Genomic DNA, 17,418 nt, shown 5'->3' on the forward strand with positions numbered 1-17,418 from the left:
GGCGCGGACGACGGGGCTGGCGATGATGGGGAAAACCGGGGTCGGAGTGCAATTTCGCCCATTGGCCGTGCCCCTGGTGGGAGCCGCCATGGCGACTCCCACAAAAGCCGGGCCGTCAATCGCCTGCCCACCTTGAAATCCGCCCCTGCGCCCACACCCGAAGAAGCCATCGGCGGCCGATCAGGCCGGTCCCACCACGGAGCAAGACGACCCATGACCACCGACACCCATCCGGAGACCCACAAGGAAACCCGCGGCTTCCAGACCGAGGTCAAGCAGCTGCTGCAGCTGATGATCCACTCGCTGTACTCCAACAAGGAGATCTTCCTGCGCGAGCTGGTCTCCAACGCCGCCGACGCGGCCGACAAGCTGCGCTTCGAGGCGCTGACCGATGCCTCCCTGCTGGAAGGCGACGGCAGCGACCTGCGCATCCGCATCTCCTTCGACAAGGACGCGCGCACGGTCACCATCGAGGACAACGGCATCGGCATGAGCCGCGAGGAGGCCATCGCGCACCTGGGCACCATCGCCAAGTCCGGCACGGCCGACTTCCTCAAGAACCTCTCCGGCGACCAGAAGAAGGACGCCAACCTGATCGGCCAGTTCGGCGTGGGCTTCTATTCGGCCTTCATCGTGGCCGACCAGGTCGACGTCTACAGCCGCCGCGCCGGCCTGCCGGCCAGCGAGGGCGTGCACTGGTCGTCCAGGGGCGAGGGCGACTTCGAGGTCGCCACCATCGACAAGCCGCAGCGCGGCACCACCATCGTGCTGCACCTGAAGGAGGGCGAGGAAGGCTTCGCCGACGGCTGGCGCCTGCGCGGCATCGTCAAGAAGTACTCCGACCACATCGCCCTGCCGGTCGAACTGCGCAAGGAGCAGCCTGCCCCGGCCGAAGACGAGGCCCCGGCCGCGCCCGAGTGGGAGGCGGTCAACCGCGCCAGCGCGCTGTGGACCCGGCCCAAGTCGGAGGTGACCGACGCCGAGTACCAGGAGTTCTACAAGCACATCGCCCACGACCACGCCGACGCGCTGGCCTGGAGCCACAACAAGGTCGAGGGCAAGCTCGAGTACACCTCGCTGCTGTACACGCCCTCGCGCGCGCCGTACGACCTGTACCACCGCGACGCGGCCAAGGGCCTGAAGCTGTACGTGCAGCGCGTCTACATCATGGACCAGGCCGACCAGTTCCTGCCGCTGTATCTGCGCTTCATCAAGGGCGTGGTGGATTCCTCCGACCTGCCGCTCAACGTCTCGCGCGAGATCCTGCAGAAGGGCCCGGTGATCGACTCGATGAAGTCGGCCCTGACCAAGCGCGCGCTGGACATGCTGGAGAAGCTGGCCAAGGACAAGCCCGAGGACTACGCCAGGTTCTGGAAGGAGTTCGGCCAGGTCCTCAAGGAGGGCCCCTCGGAGGACTACGCCAACCGCGAGAAGATCGCCGGCCTGCTGCGCTTCGCCTCGACCAAGTCCGGCACCGACGCCCAGGACGTGGCGCTGGCCGACTACGTGGCGCGCATGGTCGAAGGCCAGGACAAGCTGTACTACCTGACCGGCGAGAGCTTCGCCGCGGTCAAGGACAGCCCGCACCTGGAGGTGTTCCGCAAGAAGGGCATCGAGGTGCTGCTGCTGACCGACCGCATCGACGAGTGGCTGATGAGCTACCTGACCGAGTTCGACGGCAAGTCCTTCGTCGACGTCGCCCGCGGCGACCTGGACCTGGGCGCACTGGAGTCCGAGGAGGACAAGAAGGCCCAGGAGCAGATCGCCAAGGACAAGGAGCAGCTGGTCGCACGCCTGAAGCAGGCGCTGGGCGAGGACGTGTCCGAGGTGCGCGTGTCGCATCGCCTGACCGATTCGCCGGCGATCCTGGCCATCGGCGAGGGCGACCTGGGCCTGCAGATGCGCCAGATCCTGGAAGCCAGCGGGCAGAAGGTGCCCGAGGGCAAGCCGGTGTTCGAGTTCAACCCGGCCCATCCCCTGATCGAGCGCCTGGATGCCGAAAGCGACGAGGAACGCTTCGGCGACCTGACCCGCGTGCTGTTCGATCAGGCCGCGCTGGCCGCGGGCGACAGCCTCAAGGACCCGGCCGGCTACGTGCGCCGCCTCAACAAGCTTCTGCTCGACCTGTCCCGCTGACCCACTTGAGCCCCTCTCCCTCCGGGAGAGGGGTTGGGGTGAGGGTACGGCCAGCGCGCGGCAGCCCCCACCTTCACCGCACCCCGCCACACCCCCGCACACCAGGCCTTCCAGACCCCGGTGTTAGCATCTGCGCCCTCATTTTTCGCATTACCAAGGCTGCACATGGTCAGTTTCTTCCGCCGCAAGAAGCCGCAGGACGCAGCGTCCGCCCAGGACGGCAGCACCCGCCGCTATAGCGTGGAAGAGCTGGCCGCCGCCTTCCCCGAGGCGCGTCCGGTCACCTCCGATGCCGCCGACGCGGCCGCCGCGCTCGAACAGGCGCGCGAAGTCGCCGACACCCTGCAGGCCGCCGAGCCCACGCCCGCACCGGTCACGCCCGAGCCCCAGCGCTTCGCGCCCGCCGCGCCGGCCCAGCCCGACGTCGTCGCGCCCGGCCCATCGCCACGGCAGCTGATCGATACGCCGGTTCCCGCCGCACCGGTGGCCGACGCGCCCGTCGTGGTCGCCGCCCCGCCTGCGGTCGCGCCCGCGCCCGCACCGGCTCCCACACCTGCGGCACCGATCGCGCCGCCGCCCGTCGAAGCGCCGGTTCCCGCGCCCGCCACCGCACCCCGCCCCACCTCCATCGACAAGCCCGCCGCCGCCCCCGGCAAGACCGGCTGGCGCGAACGCCTGCGCGGCAGCGCCTTCGCGCGCAGCTTCGGCGGCCTGTTCTCGCGCAACCCCAAGCTCGACGACGATCTGCTCGACGAAATCGAGACCGCGCTGATCACCGCCGACGTCGGTGTGACCGCCACCACCGCTCTTGTCGAGTCCCTGCGCAAGCGCATGAAGGCGCGCGAGTTCGCCGATGCCAACGCGCTGCTGGCCGCCCTGCGCGCCGAGCTGATCGCCATCCTCCGGCCGGTCGCCGTGCCGCTGGCGATCGACCGCGACGCCAAGCCCTTCGTGGTGCTGACCGTGGGCGTCAACGGCGTCGGCAAGACCACCACCATCGGCAAGCTGGCCAAGCGCTTCAAGGACGACGGCTTCAGCCTGATGCTGGCCGCCGGCGACACCTTCCGCGCCGCCGCCGTGGCCCAGCTGCAGGCCTGGGGCGAGCGCAACGGCGTGACCGTCGTGGCCCAGGGCCAGAACGCGGATGCGGCCTCGGTCGCCTTCGACGCGCTGCAGGCCGGCAAGGCGCGCGGCACCCAGGTACTGATCGCCGACACCGCCGGCCGCCTGCACACCCAGACCGGCCTGATGAACGAGCTGGGCAAGATCCGCCGCGTGCTCGGCAAGGTCGATGCCAGTGCGCCGCACGAGGTACTGATGGTGATCGACGGCACCACCGGCCAGAACGCGCTCTCGCAGCTGCGCCAGTTCCATGCGGCCGTGGGCGTGACCGGCCTGGTGGTGACCAAGCTCGACGGCACCGCCAAGGGCGGCGTGGTGTTCGCCCTCGCCCGCGAGTTCAACATTCCGATCCGCTACGCCGGCATCGGCGAACGCCCAGAGGACCTGCGCGTGTTCGACGCCGAAGCCTTCGTCGACGCCCTGCTGCCTGAAGCTCTAGGCAGCGCCGCCTAATCGCAGTGCACTCGTAGAGCCGAGCTCGCTCGGCTGGGGCCGTCGGGTAGAACCCCAGCCGAGCAAGCTCGGCTCTACAAACCGCCGCTGAGCGCCAGCATGAGCCAGCCCATCGACACCTTCGCCACCCCGCTCCTGACCTGGTTCGACCAGCACGGCCGCCACGATCTGCCCTGGCAGCATCCGCGCACGCCGTACCGCGTATGGCTGTCGGAAATCATGCTGCAGCAGACCCAGGTGCGCGTGGTCATTCCGTACTTCGAGCGCTTCCTGCAGGCGTTTCCCACGCTGCCGGACCTGGCCGCCGCAAGCTCGGACGAGGTGATGGCGCAGTGGGCGGGACTTGGCTACTACGCCCGCGCCCGCAACCTGCATGCCGCCGCCAAGCGCTGTGTCGAACTGCACGGTGGCGAGCTGCCGCGCGACTTCGAGGCCTTGCACGCCCTGCCCGGCATCGGCCGCAGCACCGCCGGCGCCATCCTCAGCCAGGCCTGGAACGACCGCTTCGCCATCATGGACGGCAACGTCAAGCGCGTGCTGTCGCGCGTGCACGGCATCGCCGGCTGGCCGGGCCTGCCGGCCATCGAGAAGCAGTTGTGGGCGCTGGCGGTCGAACACGTCCAGCACGTGCCGCAGGGTCGGCTGGCCGATTACACCCAGGCGCAGATGGACTTCGGCGCCACGCTGTGCACGCGCGCCAATCCGGCCTGCCTGCTGTGCCCGGTCTCGCCGCAGTGCGTCGCCTTCCGCGACGGCCTCACCGAGGCCCTGCCCACGCCCAAGCCCGGCAAGCCGCTGCCCGAGCGCAGCGCGGTGATGCTGATGGCCTTCGACGCGCAGGGCCGTGTGCTGCTGCAGCGCAGGCCACCGGTGGGCATCTGGTCCGGCCTGTGGTCGCTGCCGCAGGCCGACAACACCAACGCCGCGCGCGCCTGGTTCGACGCGCACCTGGCCGGCGACTTCGACGCCGCCGACGAACTGCCCGACACCCCGCACACCTTCACCCATTATCGCCTGCACATGCAGCCACTGCGCTGGACGCGCCTGTCGCCGCGCGATGCGGTGGGCGACAATGCGGACCTGCGCTGGGTCGCCCCGGCCGAACTGACCACGCTGGGCCTGCCTGCGCCCATCCGCAAACTCCTGGATGCCTGACATGCCCCGCACCGTGTTCTGCCAGTACGAGAAGAAAGACGCCGAAGGCCTGGACTTCATCCCCTATCCGGGCGAGCTGGGACAGCAGGTGTTCGCCCATATCGGCAAGGCCGGCTGGGCGGCGTGGCTGGCGCACCAGACCATGCTGATCAACGAGAACCGCCTCTCGCCGCGCACGCCCAAGGACCGCGCCTTCCTCGAAGCCGAGCTGCGCAAGTTCCTGTTCGGCGGCGACGCGGAAAAGCCCGCCGGCTACGTCGCGCCCGACCCGCAGGCCTGAGCCTCAGCTGCCGGCGTCGGCGGCCTCGCGTTCGGCCAGCCTCGCCTCGCGCAGCGCCTGTTCCGAGGCGCGGATGGCCTGGGTGTCGAGCCTGCGGATGCTCTGGATCCGGCAGCTGACGTGGAAGCCGGCCGGACGGTCGATGACCGTCACCCGATCCATGCCCGCCGACACCTGCCCGAGCAGGTTGGTGATCAGGATCGTGGTCGCGTTGTTCAGCCCGTTGCAGCTGTTGCCCAGATCCAGCAGATAGGCCTCGTTGGGGCGGGTCCAGACCGCCACGGCCTCATCCCCCAGCGCGGTCCAGCCGATCAGGCGGTCCGCATTGCTCAGGTCCTTCTGCGGCGCGCCGGCGTGGGCGCGGTACAGCGCCAGGCGCTGGCTGTCGCTCAGCCCGGTGGTGGCGCAGCCGGCCAACAGCAGCGTGGCCGCCAGCGCCAGCGTCGGCAGGGATGTCCATCGGCTCATGGCGGATCTCCTTCTTGCGTGGCGGGGCCAGGGTCGATCAGAGCGCCGCACGCGCAAGGGCGCCGTGACGGCCGCCGTTCATTGGTTACCCGCCGGCGGCGTGCCGGCCTGGCGTTCGGCCGCGTTGGCCTGGCGCAGCTGCTTCTGCGCCTGCCGCAGCGCCTTGACGTCCAGCGGCCGGATCTCGGCGATCCGGCACGGCATGCGGAAGCTGTTCTGCAGCCCGCCCAGCACCAGCACGTCGTCGAACTTCGCGTAGACCCGGCCGCCCTGGTTGGTCACGGTGATGGCCGGCGCCGAATCCAGATCGATGCAACGCCCGGTCAGCTCCAGCAGGTAAGCCTCGCTGGGCCTGGCCCACACCGCCAGCGCGGCGTCGCCCAGGGGCGACCAGCCGTTGAGCTGGCCGAAGACGGTGAAGCTCTTGACCGGCTCGCCGGCGTGGGCCTGGTACAGCGCCAGTTCCTGCGCATCGGTCAGCCCGGTGGTGGCGCAGCCCGCGCCGAGGGCGGCCAGCAGGCCGGCGGCGAGCAGGCGGGCGAATCGCGGACGTTGCATGCGGCGTCTCCGGTGGCGAACCGTGTCGGGGACAGCGATGATGCACCCGGCCCCGCCGGGCCGGCACGGCCGCCCGGCGACACGTTCAGTGATCAGGCGTCTTGCCGGATCGGGAATCCATCCGTATCATGCGCGCCTCGCTTCGGCTCGGCCGCAAGTGCAGCACTGGCCGGGTAGCTCAGTTGGTAGAGCAAGGGATTGAAAATCCCTGTGTCGGGGGTTCGATTCCCTCCCCGGCCACCATCTAGGTGGTTGATTCGCAAGTGAAGTTGATCAAGGCGCCTTCGGGCGCCTTTTTCGTATCGGTTGGCCGGCCTGGGGCCGGAACGTGCACCTGTCATCCGGTGACGCCCACCAGACGGTTGAGACGCTAGCCAAGGCGTGGCGCACCGGCGGCAGGTCGATCAACGCGCCTTGATGCCGGTGGCCACGAGGCCGCGGCTGACAAAGCCCCGCCGGAGCGGGGCTCGTTGACCTGCATCAGTCAGCTCATCACGAAGTCGGTGCCATCAACAATCCACGGCTCTTGGCTCGTGCAGGCTGCATTGGTGAGCTGGCATGCCTCCTCTTCCGTGAATGGCGGCGTTCCGTAAAGGTGATACTCGATCGCGTTGTCGATCGGCTTGTCCTCGCAGCTGCCCTTGCCGTTGCATTCGACAATCTGGTCGCCACAGCCTGCCTTGATATACAGGTAATAAGGCGAGGTCAGGTTGCCACCGGACTGATGGACGTTGTTGCAGTAGTAGACGTTCTGGCCAATGACTTTGCCGGATGCGTCGAAATACACGGTGTTGCTCGAGAACGAGCGCGCTGCCTCTGCCTGCGACGAAAACAAAGCCGCAGCCGTAACGGCCGCAGCGACGATCAATGTACGCACGTGCTTCTCCTTGTCCTTGTGCATCGGGTTTAGTAGAGCCGCATGCTCTACCCCTCGGATCGTAGGCGCCCTGTCCCCGGCGTCGGACAACTTCTGTCACAGATGATCGCGACGAGCACGAAAGAAGAGTCCCCCGAAGCGCGTATCAGATCACGGGTCTGCTGGAGTGAGAGCGTCGGCAGGTCGTTCTGAAGCTTTCAACCGCGCCAGCGGTCAGGCCATGCCGCTGAGCAATTCGCTTATCCATTGCGCCGAACGCGTGCGCATCCGCGGAAACCCTCCCGGGCAGGTCGAGAAACACGGTTCTCGATTGCGCCAGCCGAGTAGCCAAGGGATTTGCCATCTCGCCCTAACACCGTTAGAGTCCGCAACCTAACGCCGTTAGGCGCCACGCCACGCCTATGCGCAGCCCGCTCACGCAGGACCACATTCTCCAGGCGGCGTTTCGTCAGCTCGACGAGGCGGGCATGGAGGGCATCAGCCTGCGCAAGCTGGCGTGCAATCTGGGGATCCGTGCGCCGTCGCTGTATTGGCACTTCAAGAGCAAGCAGGCGCTGATCGATGCGCTGGCCGATGCGCTGATCGCCGAGGTGGCGCGCGACATTCCACAAGGACAGGACTGGCGGACCACGATGCATCAGATCGCAAGCGAATTCCGCACCGCGTTCAAGGCGCACCGCGATGGCGCGCGCGTGTTCGCGGGCACCTTCCTGGCCACCGAGAACATGCTGCGCGTGGGCGATGCGACCATCGCGGCGCTGATGCAGGCCGGCGCGCCGGTGGCGTTCGCCGCGAGCACGGCGCTGGATTCGGTCTACTACGTCATGGGCTTCGTGATCGAGGAGCAGTCGCTGCCGACCGACCCGGACGCGCTGGAAGGCGTGCAGCAGGCGTTCTTCAAACTGGCCAGGGCGCGCTTCCCGCACTGCTGGGAGGCGCGCGAGGTGCTGGCCGAGCCGAACTTCGACGCGCGCTTCCGCAACGGCATCGACCTGCTCCTGGACGGGGTCGAGCAACAGATCCGCCGGCAATCCGCCGTCTCCACCTGACTTCGCCCGGGACGCGTCCCGGACCAGCGCTGTTTCCATCAGCCATGTGCGGGCCGACCGGCGCCTAGCACCAGCCAGCACTCCACCTCTTGCCTCTGGTTCCTCTATGCGTGCGCCACTCCTGCGTTGGTCCCTGCTGTTCGCCGCCCTGCCCCTGCTCGCCGCCTGTGGTGGCGGTGCCAAGGACAAGCCCGTGGAGGGCTCCTCGGCACTGGCCGTCGCCCTGACGCCGGCGCGCATCGATCCGCTGGCGCGCAGCGTGATCGTGTCCGGCCCGGTGTCGGCCTATGAGGAGATGCAGCTCGGCGTCGAACTGAGCGGCCAGCGCATCACCCGTCTCAACGTCGATGTCGGCCAGACGGTGAAGCAGGGCCAGGTCCTGCTGGAGCTGGACCACCGCACGCTCGACAGCGAGGTGGCCCAGGCCGATGCCGCCGCCCAGCAGGCCAAGGCCGCGCTGGAACTGGCGCAGGCCAAGCAGACGCGTGGCGAGAGGCTCGCGGCCTCGCAGCTGATCAGCGCCAGCGACCTGGACGAACTGCGCGCCACCGCGACTCAGGCCCGGGCGCAGCTGGCGACCGCGCGCGCCGCGCTGGACGCGGCCCGGCTGCAGCGCGATTTCGCCGAGCTGCGTGCGCCCGCCGATGGCGTGATCTCCAAGCGGCTGATCCAGCCCGGCCAGGTCGTCGCGGCCGGCAGCGAGCTGCTGCGCCTGATCCGCGACGGCCGCCTGGAATGGCGCGCCGAACTGCCCGAAGCGCAGCTGGCCGACGTGGCCGTCGGCAACCCGGTCGCGTTGACCTATGCCGGCCAGCCGATCGCCGGCCGCGTGCGCGCGGTGACCCCTGGCGTGGATGCGCAGACGCGCACCGGCACCGTGTATGCCGACCTGCCCGCACCCGGCCTGCTCAAGCCGGGCACCTTCGTCGAAGGCCGCATCCTCACCGGCGACGGCCAGGCGCTGATGGTGCCCAGCGCGGCCATCGTCCAACGCGACGGCCACAGCTATGTGTTCACGCTCAAGGACAAGGGCAGCGTGGCCCGCCGGCGCGTGCGCACCGGCCAGACCGTGCAGGCCCGCACCGAGATCGTCGAAGGCCTGAAGGACGGCGAGCAGGTCGTGTCCGAGGGCGCGGGCTTCCTCGGCGACGGCGACCGGGTGCGCGTGGTCGAGGCCGGCAAGGGAGCGCGCGCGCCATGAACTTCTCCGCCTGGGCCATCCGCCGGCCGCTGCCGGCGCTGATGCTGTTCTTCGTGCTGTGCGTGGCCGGCCTGTGGGGCTTCCACGCGCTGCCGGTCGCGCGCTTCCCCGACATCGCCTTCCCGATGACCACCGTCACGGTGACCCAGCCGGGCGCCTCGCCCAGCCAGCTGGAGGCCGAGGTCACGCGCAAGGTCGAGGACTCGGTGGCCACGATCAACAACGTCAAGCGCGTGATGTCCACGGTCAGCGAGGGCGTCAGCACCACCAGCATCGAGTTTCAGCTGGAGGCCGATCTCGGCACCGCGCTGGACGACACGCGCGATGCGGTCACCCGCATCCGCACCGACCTGCCGCAGGACATCCAGGAGCCGGTGATCTCCAAGGTCGACATCGGCGGCTCGCTGATGACCTACGCGCTGGTCGCCCCGCAGATGAGCCCGGACGAAGCCAGCTGGTTCGTCGACCGCGAGATCTCGCGCGCGATGTATGGCGTGCCCGGTGTGGCGCGGGTCACGCGCGTGGGCGGCGTCGAGCGCCAGGTGCGCGTGGACCTGGATCCCAACGCGCTGCTCGCCTTCGGCATCACCGCCGGCGCTGTCTCCCAGCAGCTGGCCAAGATCCAGGTCGAACGCGCCGGCGGCAAGGCTGAGCTGGACGGCGCGCAGCAGACCATCCGCACGCTGGGCACGGTCGCCGACGCGCAGGCGCTGCGCGACTACTCGATCAGCCTGCCGGACGGGCGCTCGGTGCGCCTGTCGGCGCTGGCCACGGTCACCGACGCGGCGGCCGACCCCACCCAGGCCGCGCTGCTGGATGGCAAGGAGGTGGTGGCCTTCTCGATGTCGCGCACTCGCGGCTCCAGCGAGGTCAAGGTCGAGGCCGGCGTGCACAAGGCGCTGGACACGCTCAAGGCGTCCCACCCCGGCGTGGACTTCCGCCTGGTCACCACGGCCATCGACGAGACCCATCGCTCCTACGATTCGTCGATGACCATGCTCTACGAAGGCGCGCTGCTGGCGCTGCTGGTGGTGTGGGCGTTCCTGCGCGACTGGCGCGCGACCTGGGTCTCGGCGCTGGCCCTGCCGCTGTCGATCATCCCGACCTTCGCGGTGATGCACTGGTTCGGCTTCACGCTCAACATCATCACCCTGCTGGCGCTGTCGGTGGTGGTCGGCATCCTGGTCGACGATGCGATCGTGGAGATCGAGAACATCGTGCGCCACCTGCGCATGGGCAAGCCGCCGCTGGAGGCCGCACGCGAAGCCGCCGGCGAGATCGGCAACGCCGTCATCGCCACCTCGCTGACGCTGGCGGCGGTGTTCGTGCCGGTGGCGTTCATGCCGGGCATCGCCGGCAAGTTCTTCCGCGAGTTCGGCTGGACCGCGGCCACCGCGGTGCTGTTCTCGCTGCTGGTCGCGCGCCTGCTCACGCCGATGATGGCCGCCTACCTGCTCAAGCCCCATGGCGAGGAGAAGGGCGAGTCGCGGCTGATGACCTGGTACCTGGGCTGGGTGGACGCGGCGCTGCGCCATCGCGGGCGCACGCTGTGGATCGCGGCCGGGCTGTTCGTCGCCTCGCTGGCGCTGGTGCCGCTGATCCCGGCGACCTTCATCCCGCAGTCCGACCTGGGCCGCAGCAACCTCAGCCTGGAACTGCCGCCGGGCACCCGGCTGGAGGACACCGTGGCCGTGGCCGAACGCGCGCGCGCCCTGCTCAGGGACATGCCCGAACTCAAGCAGGTCTACACCGCCGTGGGCAGCGTGCTGGACCTGGGCGATCCCTCCACCACCGGCGTGGCCGATCCGCGCAAGGCGACCCTGGTGCTGGACTGGGGCGCGGCCGATACGCGCAAGCGCGACCAGCGCGCGCTGGAGCGCGATGCGCGGGCGCGGCTGGCCGATCTGCCCGGCGTGCGCGTGAGCTATGTCAGCTCCGAACCGGGCAACCTGCTGCAGCTGGTGCTGTCCGGCGACGATCCGCAGCACCTGCAGGACGCCTCGCTGGCGCTGGAACGCGACCTGCGCGACATCCCGGGGCTGGGCAGCGTGACCTCGACCGCCTCGCTGCTGCGCCCGGAGATCCAGATCGTGCCCAATCCGGCGCGCGCGGCGGACCTGGGCGTGTCCACCGCCGACATCGCCGAGGCCGCCCGCATCGCCACCGCCGGCGACTACGAGCAGCGCCTGGCCAAGCTCAACCTGCCCGATCGCCAGGTGCCGATCCGCGTCGGCTTTTCCCAGGCCACGCTGTCCAACCCCGCGCTGATCGGCCAGCTGCGCGTACCCGGCCGCTATGGGTCGGTGCCGCTGGCGGCGGTCGCCGACATCGAGCTGGGCAGCGGCCCCTCGCAGATCTCGCGCTACCAGCGCCAGCGCAACGTCACCCTCACCGCCGAGCTCAACGGCCGGCCGCTGGGCGATGTGATGGAGACGGTGCAGAAGCTGCCCAGCGTGCAGCACCTGCCGCCGGGCGTGAGCTTTCTCAACACCGGCGATGCGGAGGTGTTCGTGGAACTGTTCGTCGGCTTCCTGCTGGCCATGGCCGCCGGCATCGCGTGCATCTACATGGTGCTGTTGCTGCTGTTCAACCACGCGCTGATGCCGCTGACCATCCTGATCGCCGTGCCGCTGTGCGCGGGCGGTGCGTTCGGCGCGCTGCTGCTCACCCAGAACATGCTCTCGCTGCCGGCACTGATCGGCCTGCTGATGCTGATCGGCATCGCCACCAAGAACTCGATCCTGCTGGTGGATTACGCGGTGATCGCCGAGGACGAACACGGCCTCAGCCAGCGCGACGCCCTGATCGATGCCTGCCGCAAGCGCGCCCAGCCGATCATCATGACCACTCTGGCCATGGGCGCGGGCATGATGCCGATCGCGCTGGGCTTCGCCGGCGATTCCAGCTTCCGCGCGCCGATGGCCATCGCTGTGATCGGCGGCCTGGTGACCTCCACCCTGCTGAGCCTGATCGTGATCCCGGCGGCCTTCACCCTGATCGACGACATCGGCGAATGGCTGTCGCGCAAGCTGCGGCGGCGCTCGTCGCATCCGGACGCCAGCGCGGCCTCGCATCCGGGCGCCTGATGGCGGCGGGCGGCGGGGCGCCGGAGTGCCCCGTCGCCCGGACTTCGCTTCCCGCGATCGCACTGTCCGTCGTCACCCGCTCACCACCAAACTGTGACGGGCTTTTCGCATGAGCCGGCTTACGCTGGAGCCTGGGTTCAACTGCGACGGGGAAACGATTGGAACGCAGGGTCGGGGACTACGAGGTGGTGACCTCGTTTCTGGTGGACACGTCGAATCGCTGCCTGCGCGGCGTGCTGATGGTCTATGGGCCAAACGGCGCGCTGCTGCGCACGATTCCCGCCACCGCCCCGTCCGTGTCGCGCGCGGACATGGAAGAGCGCATGCGCCGCCTGCTGGAGACCATCGAAGACATTGCCGCGGACGGCACGCCGCGCTACCGCTGATCACCGGCGGCTTGACGCCATCCGGCCCCTTCCGCTACCCGCCTGATGCAGAGACGTGGGCACCCATCTGCGTCTCGCTGTTGGGGCAACGCCCGTGCCGACCGCAATTGCCTTGAAGTCGTGCGGGTGCGCCTCGCGGGCGAGGCCGCGCTGGGCCACACTGGGCGTCCCCGACGGAGGCCCGCATGTTCCGCATTCCCACCCCGCTGTCCTGGCTGGCATTGCTGGCGCTGTGGCTGCCCGGCTCGGCGCCCGCCGCCGAGCCGGCGCTCTCCTCGGTGCCCGCGCTCGACATCTCCCGTTACGCCGGGCAGTGGCACGAGATCGCCCACCTGCCCAACCGCTTCCAGGAAGATTGCGCCGGCGAGATCACCGCCACCTACACCCTGCGCGCCGCCGGGCACCTGGGAGTGCGCAACGCCTGCCTGGGCAAGGACGGCCACCGGATCGTGGCCGACGGCGAGGCGCGCCCGGTCGCCGGCCAGCCGGGCCAGCTGCAGGTGCGCTTCGCGCCCGGCTGGCTGTCCTGGCTGCCGTGGGTGTGGGCGGACTACTGGGTGATCGACCTGGACCCGGACTACACCTGGGCCGTGGTCGGCGAGCCGGGCCGAGACTACTTCTGGATCCTTTCGCGCGAGCCGACCATGGACCGCACGCTGTTCGAGGCGATCAGGCTGCGCGCCGGCCAGCTCGGCTACGACCTGTCCGATCTGGTGGTCAGCGCGCCCCTGCGCTGAAGGCGGGCCACGGCCGCGTGTATCCTCGCCCGCGTCCTGATCACGCCGGTTCCTGCCCATGCCCCGTGCCCATCGCGTCCTGCTGCTCCTGCTCTGCGCCATCGTCCTGACCGCCTGCCACCGCGGCCTGGTCAAACGCGTGTCCGAACCGGCCGTCAGCCTGCAGCAGGTGACCGTCGGCACCGACGGGCGCTGGCAGGTCGAACTGCGCCTGCAGAACTACAGCAGCATCCCGATGCGCTTCGAGGACATCGACCTGGCGGTGACCGTCGCCGGCCAGGACGCCGGCCCGCTGCGCGCCACCCCCGGCTACACCATCGGTCCCGAGGCGGCCGACGTGGTCGGCGTGAACTTCACCCCCTCGGCCAACGCGCGCATGGCCGTGGCCGGCGCCCTGGCCAGCGGCCAGCCGCTGCCCTACACCCTCAAGGGCACGGTGCGCGCGACGCCCGAGGACCAGAGCGTGCGCAGCTTCGAGCTGGACATGCACAGCAGCCTGAGCGCCGCGCCGGGTCTGGCTGGCGTGCTGCGCTAGAAGCGGTGCTTCGATTTGCTGGAGCGCGGGGTCGGTAAAGCGGACTTCGCCCACCAGCCTCGACCCGGCCAGGCGCGGCTCCGCGGCTCGGTCATTCCTTCATGGCTGACGCTCGGGAACGGCCCGACTGCGCCTCCCGCTTCGGTGGGAGCCGCCATGGCGGCGATGAGGCTCTACAGGGAAAGCCCCATCGCCGCCACGGCGGCTCCCACGGGGATCGGGTCGGCAATCCGCGAGGATGTCTCGCACGCAATCGCTGCCGCCGGCCATCCTCGCCGCTCTCCGCGTGCCCAGCCGGGCCGAGGCTCTGCGGTCGGAAGAGTCAGGGCTTCTTACGATCCAAACGCATTGAGCAAGCGCTCTGCCCCCTCCCTTTCGCCGAAGGCGAAGGGGAGCTCGAAGTCGCGAACTAGCGACTGAGGGGGTGGGGTGCTTTTGCCCTTGCTTCGGTGGCTAGACCGGTAAAGCCCCCGACCCCTCCCCATCCCTCCCCTGCGCTGCGCGCAAGGGAGGGGGCTCAAACTGAAGTCCTGTGAGCTGACGCGCGCGGCAGCGGTCCGGCGGGCAGTGGCCGCGACGAGCGAGGCAGGAAGCCGAGCGCCCGAATCAGGGCAGGATGCCCTGTTTGAGGGATAAGCGGCCACTGCCCGCCGGACCGCTGCCCTTCCGAAGCCAACGAGGGCCACTCGCCACAGTCGCCTCTCGTAAGAAGCACTCCAAAAAAACGCCCCGCACTAGGCGGGGCGTTTCTCGCGCCATCCATGGCGCCGAAGTACGAAATCGCAGGCCCGATCAATCCTCGGTCGGGCGGCTGACGTCCAGGAAACGCCCGGCCGTGATCGCGTAGGCACCGCGCGTGACCAGGCTGGTCGGGTCGAAGTAGGCGTGCAGCGTCGGCTGCAGATCCGTCGCCCCCTGCGTCACGGTATAGCGCGCGTTGAGGATGCCGTTGTCCAGCGCCGACTGGACATAGCCACGCAGGCTGGCCGGGATGCTGCCCACGTCCTCGATCGGCAGCTGCTTGCCGTTGTAGGTGACCGACAGCGTCCCGTTGAAGTTCACCGCCGTGTCCTGCAGGCCCAGCGACTGCACCAGCGAATAGGCCAGCTGCAGCTTGGTGACCTTGTCGGCCGGCTTGAAGTTGCCGCTGACCAGGCCCATCACCCCGGCCTGACTCTGCGACAGGTCACGCAGCACCGCCCCCTTGGCCACCACCGCCTCGGCCGCCGCATAGCTCGGGTCCTTGGTCGACAGTCCGGTGAAACTGACCTTGCCCGGCGCCGGCAGCGACTGGCGAATACCGGCCCCCATGACCAGGTACTGCGCCAGCTCGGCACGGGTCAACGCATCGTTGGGACGGAAGTTGCCGTTGGACGAACCATCCATCATGCGGTTGGAGACCGCGTACTCCACCGCACCACGATAGGCGCTCGAGGTCGGCACATCCTTCAGACCGCTGAAGCCGGCGCTGTTGGTGAACTCGATCGTGCCCGAGACCACGCCCGGCGCCGACACACCGTTGGTGACGCGCAGCGGATCGACCGCCACGCCGCCGATCGAGCCGATGCCGCTGACGCTGATCTTCCAGGTGCCCTTCTTGCCCGGTGCGCTCGCCTTGACAGTGCTGCCCAGCACCGGCAGGGCGATGGACGAACCGTAGCGCTCGCCGTCCGGATCGGTCAGCACCAGGGCGGCGGTCGTGCCGGTCATGGTCGCGCTGGCGGTGACCCAGGCCACGTTGTCGCCGACCTCGAAGGTCTGGTACTGCGGCTCGCCCACCGGCGTGAACAGCACCTCGAACGGCTGCGAGCTGCCCGGCGACAGCAGCGCGTTGCTGTTGAAGGTCTTCAGCGAATTGACCGTGCTGCCGTAGCCCGAGCGCAGCTTGGCGGCCTCCATCAGCGCGTCGTAGGCGTTGACGTAACCGGCGCCGGCCTCCCAATAGGCGCGGCCAGGCATGTTGGTCGCCGTGCGCTCCAGGATGTCCTTGACCTGGGCCGGGGTCAGGTCCGGGTTGGCCTCCAGCATCAGCGCGATGATGCCGGCCACGTGCGGGGTCGCCATCGAGGTGCCGCTCATCACCGTGTAGAACGGCAGCTGCGCCGGCGCCAGGGCGGCCACGTCGTCCTGCGCGGCCAGCGGCGGCAGCAGGCCGGTCAGCGCGCGGGTGGAGATGATGTCCACGCCCGGCGCGGTGATGGTCGGCTCGTTGAAATAGGTCCACTGCTTGCCGTCGGCCATGGTAAAGGTGCCGCTCTCACCGCGCTTGCCGCGCGAGGAGAAGCCGGCCAGCGTGCCGTCCTTCTCGCCGGCGGCCACCGAGATCACCCACGGCGCCTGCGCATAGGGATTGTGGGTGTCCTCGCTGGGGCCGTCGTTGCCGGCGGCGAACACGCTGACGATGCCGTGCTTGTACAGCTCGTAGGTGGAGACCGACACCGGATCGGTGGGATCGAACTTGCCCGAGGTGCCCCAGGAGTTGCTGACCACCCGGATCGGGTCCTTGAAGCTGAACTGGTGCACCAGCGCATAGTCCAGGCCACCAACCGCATCGAGGATCAGCAGCACCGCGCCCGAGCCGTAGCCGACCAGGCTGGCACCGGGGGCCACGCCCCGGTAGACGCCATTGGAGTGCCCGCCGGTACCGCCGACGATGCCGGCGCAGTGCGTGCCGTGGCCCGAGCCCAAGTCGGTATTGGGCACGTTCTCCACGTAGGTGATCGGCAGCATCGAATCGAACGTGGCCAGGTTGGTGTTGGCCAGCACGTTCTGCACCACGTGCGAGCCGTAGGCCACGTCGCTGTTGGTGCCGTCGATGCCCGAGTCGTTGATCACCACGCCCACGCCACGGCCGCTATAGGGCACCGCACGGCCGAAGTCGCCCGGATTGTCGTAGGCGCGCGTGACACCGGTGATCTTGTTGGCCTCCACGTCGTAGTACTTCAGCGGCGCGTTGTAGTAGATCGAGGCCACGTCGTCGCGCGCGGCCAGCGCCTTGATCTCGGCCGGCGTGGCCACGGCGCCGGCGATGGGCAGCGCGCGCATCGCCACGCCCTCGGTGATGCCCAGCGCCTTGAGGTCGGCCAGCTGCGAGGCGGTCGGCGCGGTGCTCTGCTTGTAGGTGATGACCACCTGCAGCGGCGCGTCGGCCGCGGCGCTGGTGATCTTGGACTGCAGCTGCGCGTCCAGGCGCGCGGCGGCGTGGGCGGTGGAGAAGGCGCCCATGGCGCCGAGGACTGCACAGACGCTCAGGGAGAGAACGGGGCGGGACAGGGACATGTGCGTGGCTCCGAAAAGTGGGACCCGTAACGGGGTGAGCACACGTTGCCCCCGGGCTCCGGGCCCGCCAATCCGGTATTGCCCCCAGCGGCCCTG

Annotated in this window: 14 protein-coding genes and 1 tRNA gene; 11 read left to right on the forward strand and 4 right to left on the reverse strand. The window is 69.4% G+C overall.

What is annotated here, in order from left to right; genetic code table 11:
* Nucleotides 1-213 precede the first annotated feature (213 nt).
* From htpG to QE438_RS08455, 4 genes are all read left to right on the forward strand, one after another.
* Nucleotides 214-2,136 carry a molecular chaperone HtpG gene (htpG, locus tag QE438_RS08440; protein WP_306991150.1) on the forward strand — a complete coding sequence of 641 codons (1,923 nt, stop codon included), beginning with the start codon at nucleotides 214-216 and terminating at the stop codon, nucleotides 2,134-2,136.
* Nucleotides 2,137-2,301: 165 nt separating this feature from the next.
* Complete coding sequence (gene ftsY / locus QE438_RS08445) at nucleotides 2,302-3,711, forward strand: signal recognition particle-docking protein FtsY (protein ID WP_306991149.1); 1,410 nt, start codon at nucleotides 2,302-2,304, stop codon at nucleotides 3,709-3,711.
* A 99-nt stretch (nucleotides 3,712-3,810) separates the two neighbouring features.
* Nucleotides 3,811-4,866 (forward strand): A/G-specific adenine glycosylase, encoded by a 1,056-nt coding sequence (gene mutY, locus QE438_RS08450; protein ID WP_306991147.1) that lies wholly within the window; start codon nucleotides 3,811-3,813, stop codon nucleotides 4,864-4,866.
* A 1-nt stretch (nucleotide 4,867) separates the two neighbouring features.
* A complete protein-coding gene (locus QE438_RS08455) occupies nucleotides 4,868-5,146 on the forward strand; it encodes an oxidative damage protection protein (RefSeq protein WP_306991145.1) in 279 nt (92 codons plus the stop codon).
* Nucleotides 5,147-5,149: 3 nt separating this feature from the next.
* Here QE438_RS08455 and QE438_RS08460 read toward each other — a convergent pair whose 3' ends face one another.
* Both QE438_RS08460 and QE438_RS08465 read right to left on the reverse strand, forming a co-directional pair.
* On the reverse strand, nucleotides 5,150-5,614 hold the full coding sequence (locus tag QE438_RS08460; protein ID WP_306991144.1) for a DUF6491 family protein: 465 nt from the start codon (nucleotides 5,612-5,614) through the stop codon (nucleotides 5,150-5,152).
* Nucleotides 5,615-5,692: 78 nt separating this feature from the next.
* Nucleotides 5,693-6,172 carry a DUF6491 family protein gene (locus QE438_RS08465; RefSeq protein WP_306991142.1) on the reverse strand — a complete coding sequence of 160 codons (480 nt, stop codon included), beginning with the start codon at nucleotides 6,170-6,172 and terminating at the stop codon, nucleotides 5,693-5,695.
* 167 nt (nucleotides 6,173-6,339) lie between these two features.
* On the opposite strand from QE438_RS08465, the gene QE438_RS08470 reads away from it, so the two are divergent.
* Nucleotides 6,340-6,415: transfer RNA gene (locus tag QE438_RS08470), tRNA-Phe, on the forward strand.
* Between the two features lie 241 nt (nucleotides 6,416-6,656).
* Here the strand turns inward: QE438_RS08470 and QE438_RS08475 are convergent.
* Nucleotides 6,657-7,049, reverse strand: coding sequence for a hypothetical protein (locus QE438_RS08475; protein ID WP_130535584.1), 393 nt, complete (start codon nucleotides 7,047-7,049; stop codon nucleotides 6,657-6,659).
* A gap of 401 nt (nucleotides 7,050-7,450) precedes the next feature.
* Here QE438_RS08475 and QE438_RS08480 point away from each other — a divergent pair, with 401 nt between their 5' ends.
* The 6 genes from QE438_RS08480 (at nucleotide 7,451) to QE438_RS08505 (ending at nucleotide 14,043) form a co-directional block, all read left to right on the forward strand.
* Entirely contained in the window at nucleotides 7,451-8,098 is a 648-nt protein-coding gene (locus QE438_RS08480) for a TetR/AcrR family transcriptional regulator C-terminal domain-containing protein (RefSeq protein ID WP_306991137.1), read from the forward strand.
* Between the two features lie 106 nt (nucleotides 8,099-8,204).
* Nucleotides 8,205-9,299, forward strand: coding sequence for an efflux RND transporter periplasmic adaptor subunit (locus tag QE438_RS08485; RefSeq protein WP_306991135.1), 1,095 nt, complete (start codon nucleotides 8,205-8,207; stop codon nucleotides 9,297-9,299).
* Nucleotides 9,296-12,385, forward strand: a complete 3,090-nt coding sequence (locus QE438_RS08490; protein ID WP_306991133.1) for an efflux RND transporter permease subunit — start codon at nucleotides 9,296-9,298, stop codon at nucleotides 12,383-12,385. Before QE438_RS08485 ends, QE438_RS08490 begins: the two co-directional genes overlap by 4 nt.
* A 188-nt stretch (nucleotides 12,386-12,573) precedes the next feature.
* Nucleotides 12,574-12,771, forward strand: a complete 198-nt coding sequence (locus QE438_RS08495) for a hypothetical protein (protein ID WP_306991131.1) — start codon at nucleotides 12,574-12,576, stop codon at nucleotides 12,769-12,771.
* A gap of 185 nt (nucleotides 12,772-12,956) precedes the next feature.
* Nucleotides 12,957-13,508: a lipocalin family protein gene (locus QE438_RS08500; protein ID WP_306991129.1), complete on the forward strand. Its 552-nt coding sequence runs from the start codon at nucleotides 12,957-12,959 to the stop codon at nucleotides 13,506-13,508.
* A 58-nt stretch (nucleotides 13,509-13,566) separates the two neighbouring features.
* Nucleotides 13,567-14,043: an LEA type 2 family protein gene (locus QE438_RS08505; protein WP_131660885.1), complete on the forward strand. Its 477-nt coding sequence runs from the start codon at nucleotides 13,567-13,569 to the stop codon at nucleotides 14,041-14,043.
* Between the two features lie 792 nt (nucleotides 14,044-14,835).
* Here the strand turns inward: QE438_RS08505 and QE438_RS08510 are convergent.
* Nucleotides 14,836-17,322: a S8 family serine peptidase gene (locus QE438_RS08510; protein ID WP_306991126.1), complete on the reverse strand. Its 2,487-nt coding sequence runs from the start codon at nucleotides 17,320-17,322 to the stop codon at nucleotides 14,836-14,838.
* Nucleotides 17,323-17,418: the final 96 nt, after the last annotated feature.

It is taken from the genome of Pseudoxanthomonas sp. SORGH_AS_0997 (genome assembly GCF_031453535.1).
GTDB classification, from domain to species: Bacteria; Pseudomonadota; Gammaproteobacteria; order Xanthomonadales; family Xanthomonadaceae; genus Pseudoxanthomonas_A; species Pseudoxanthomonas_A winnipegensis.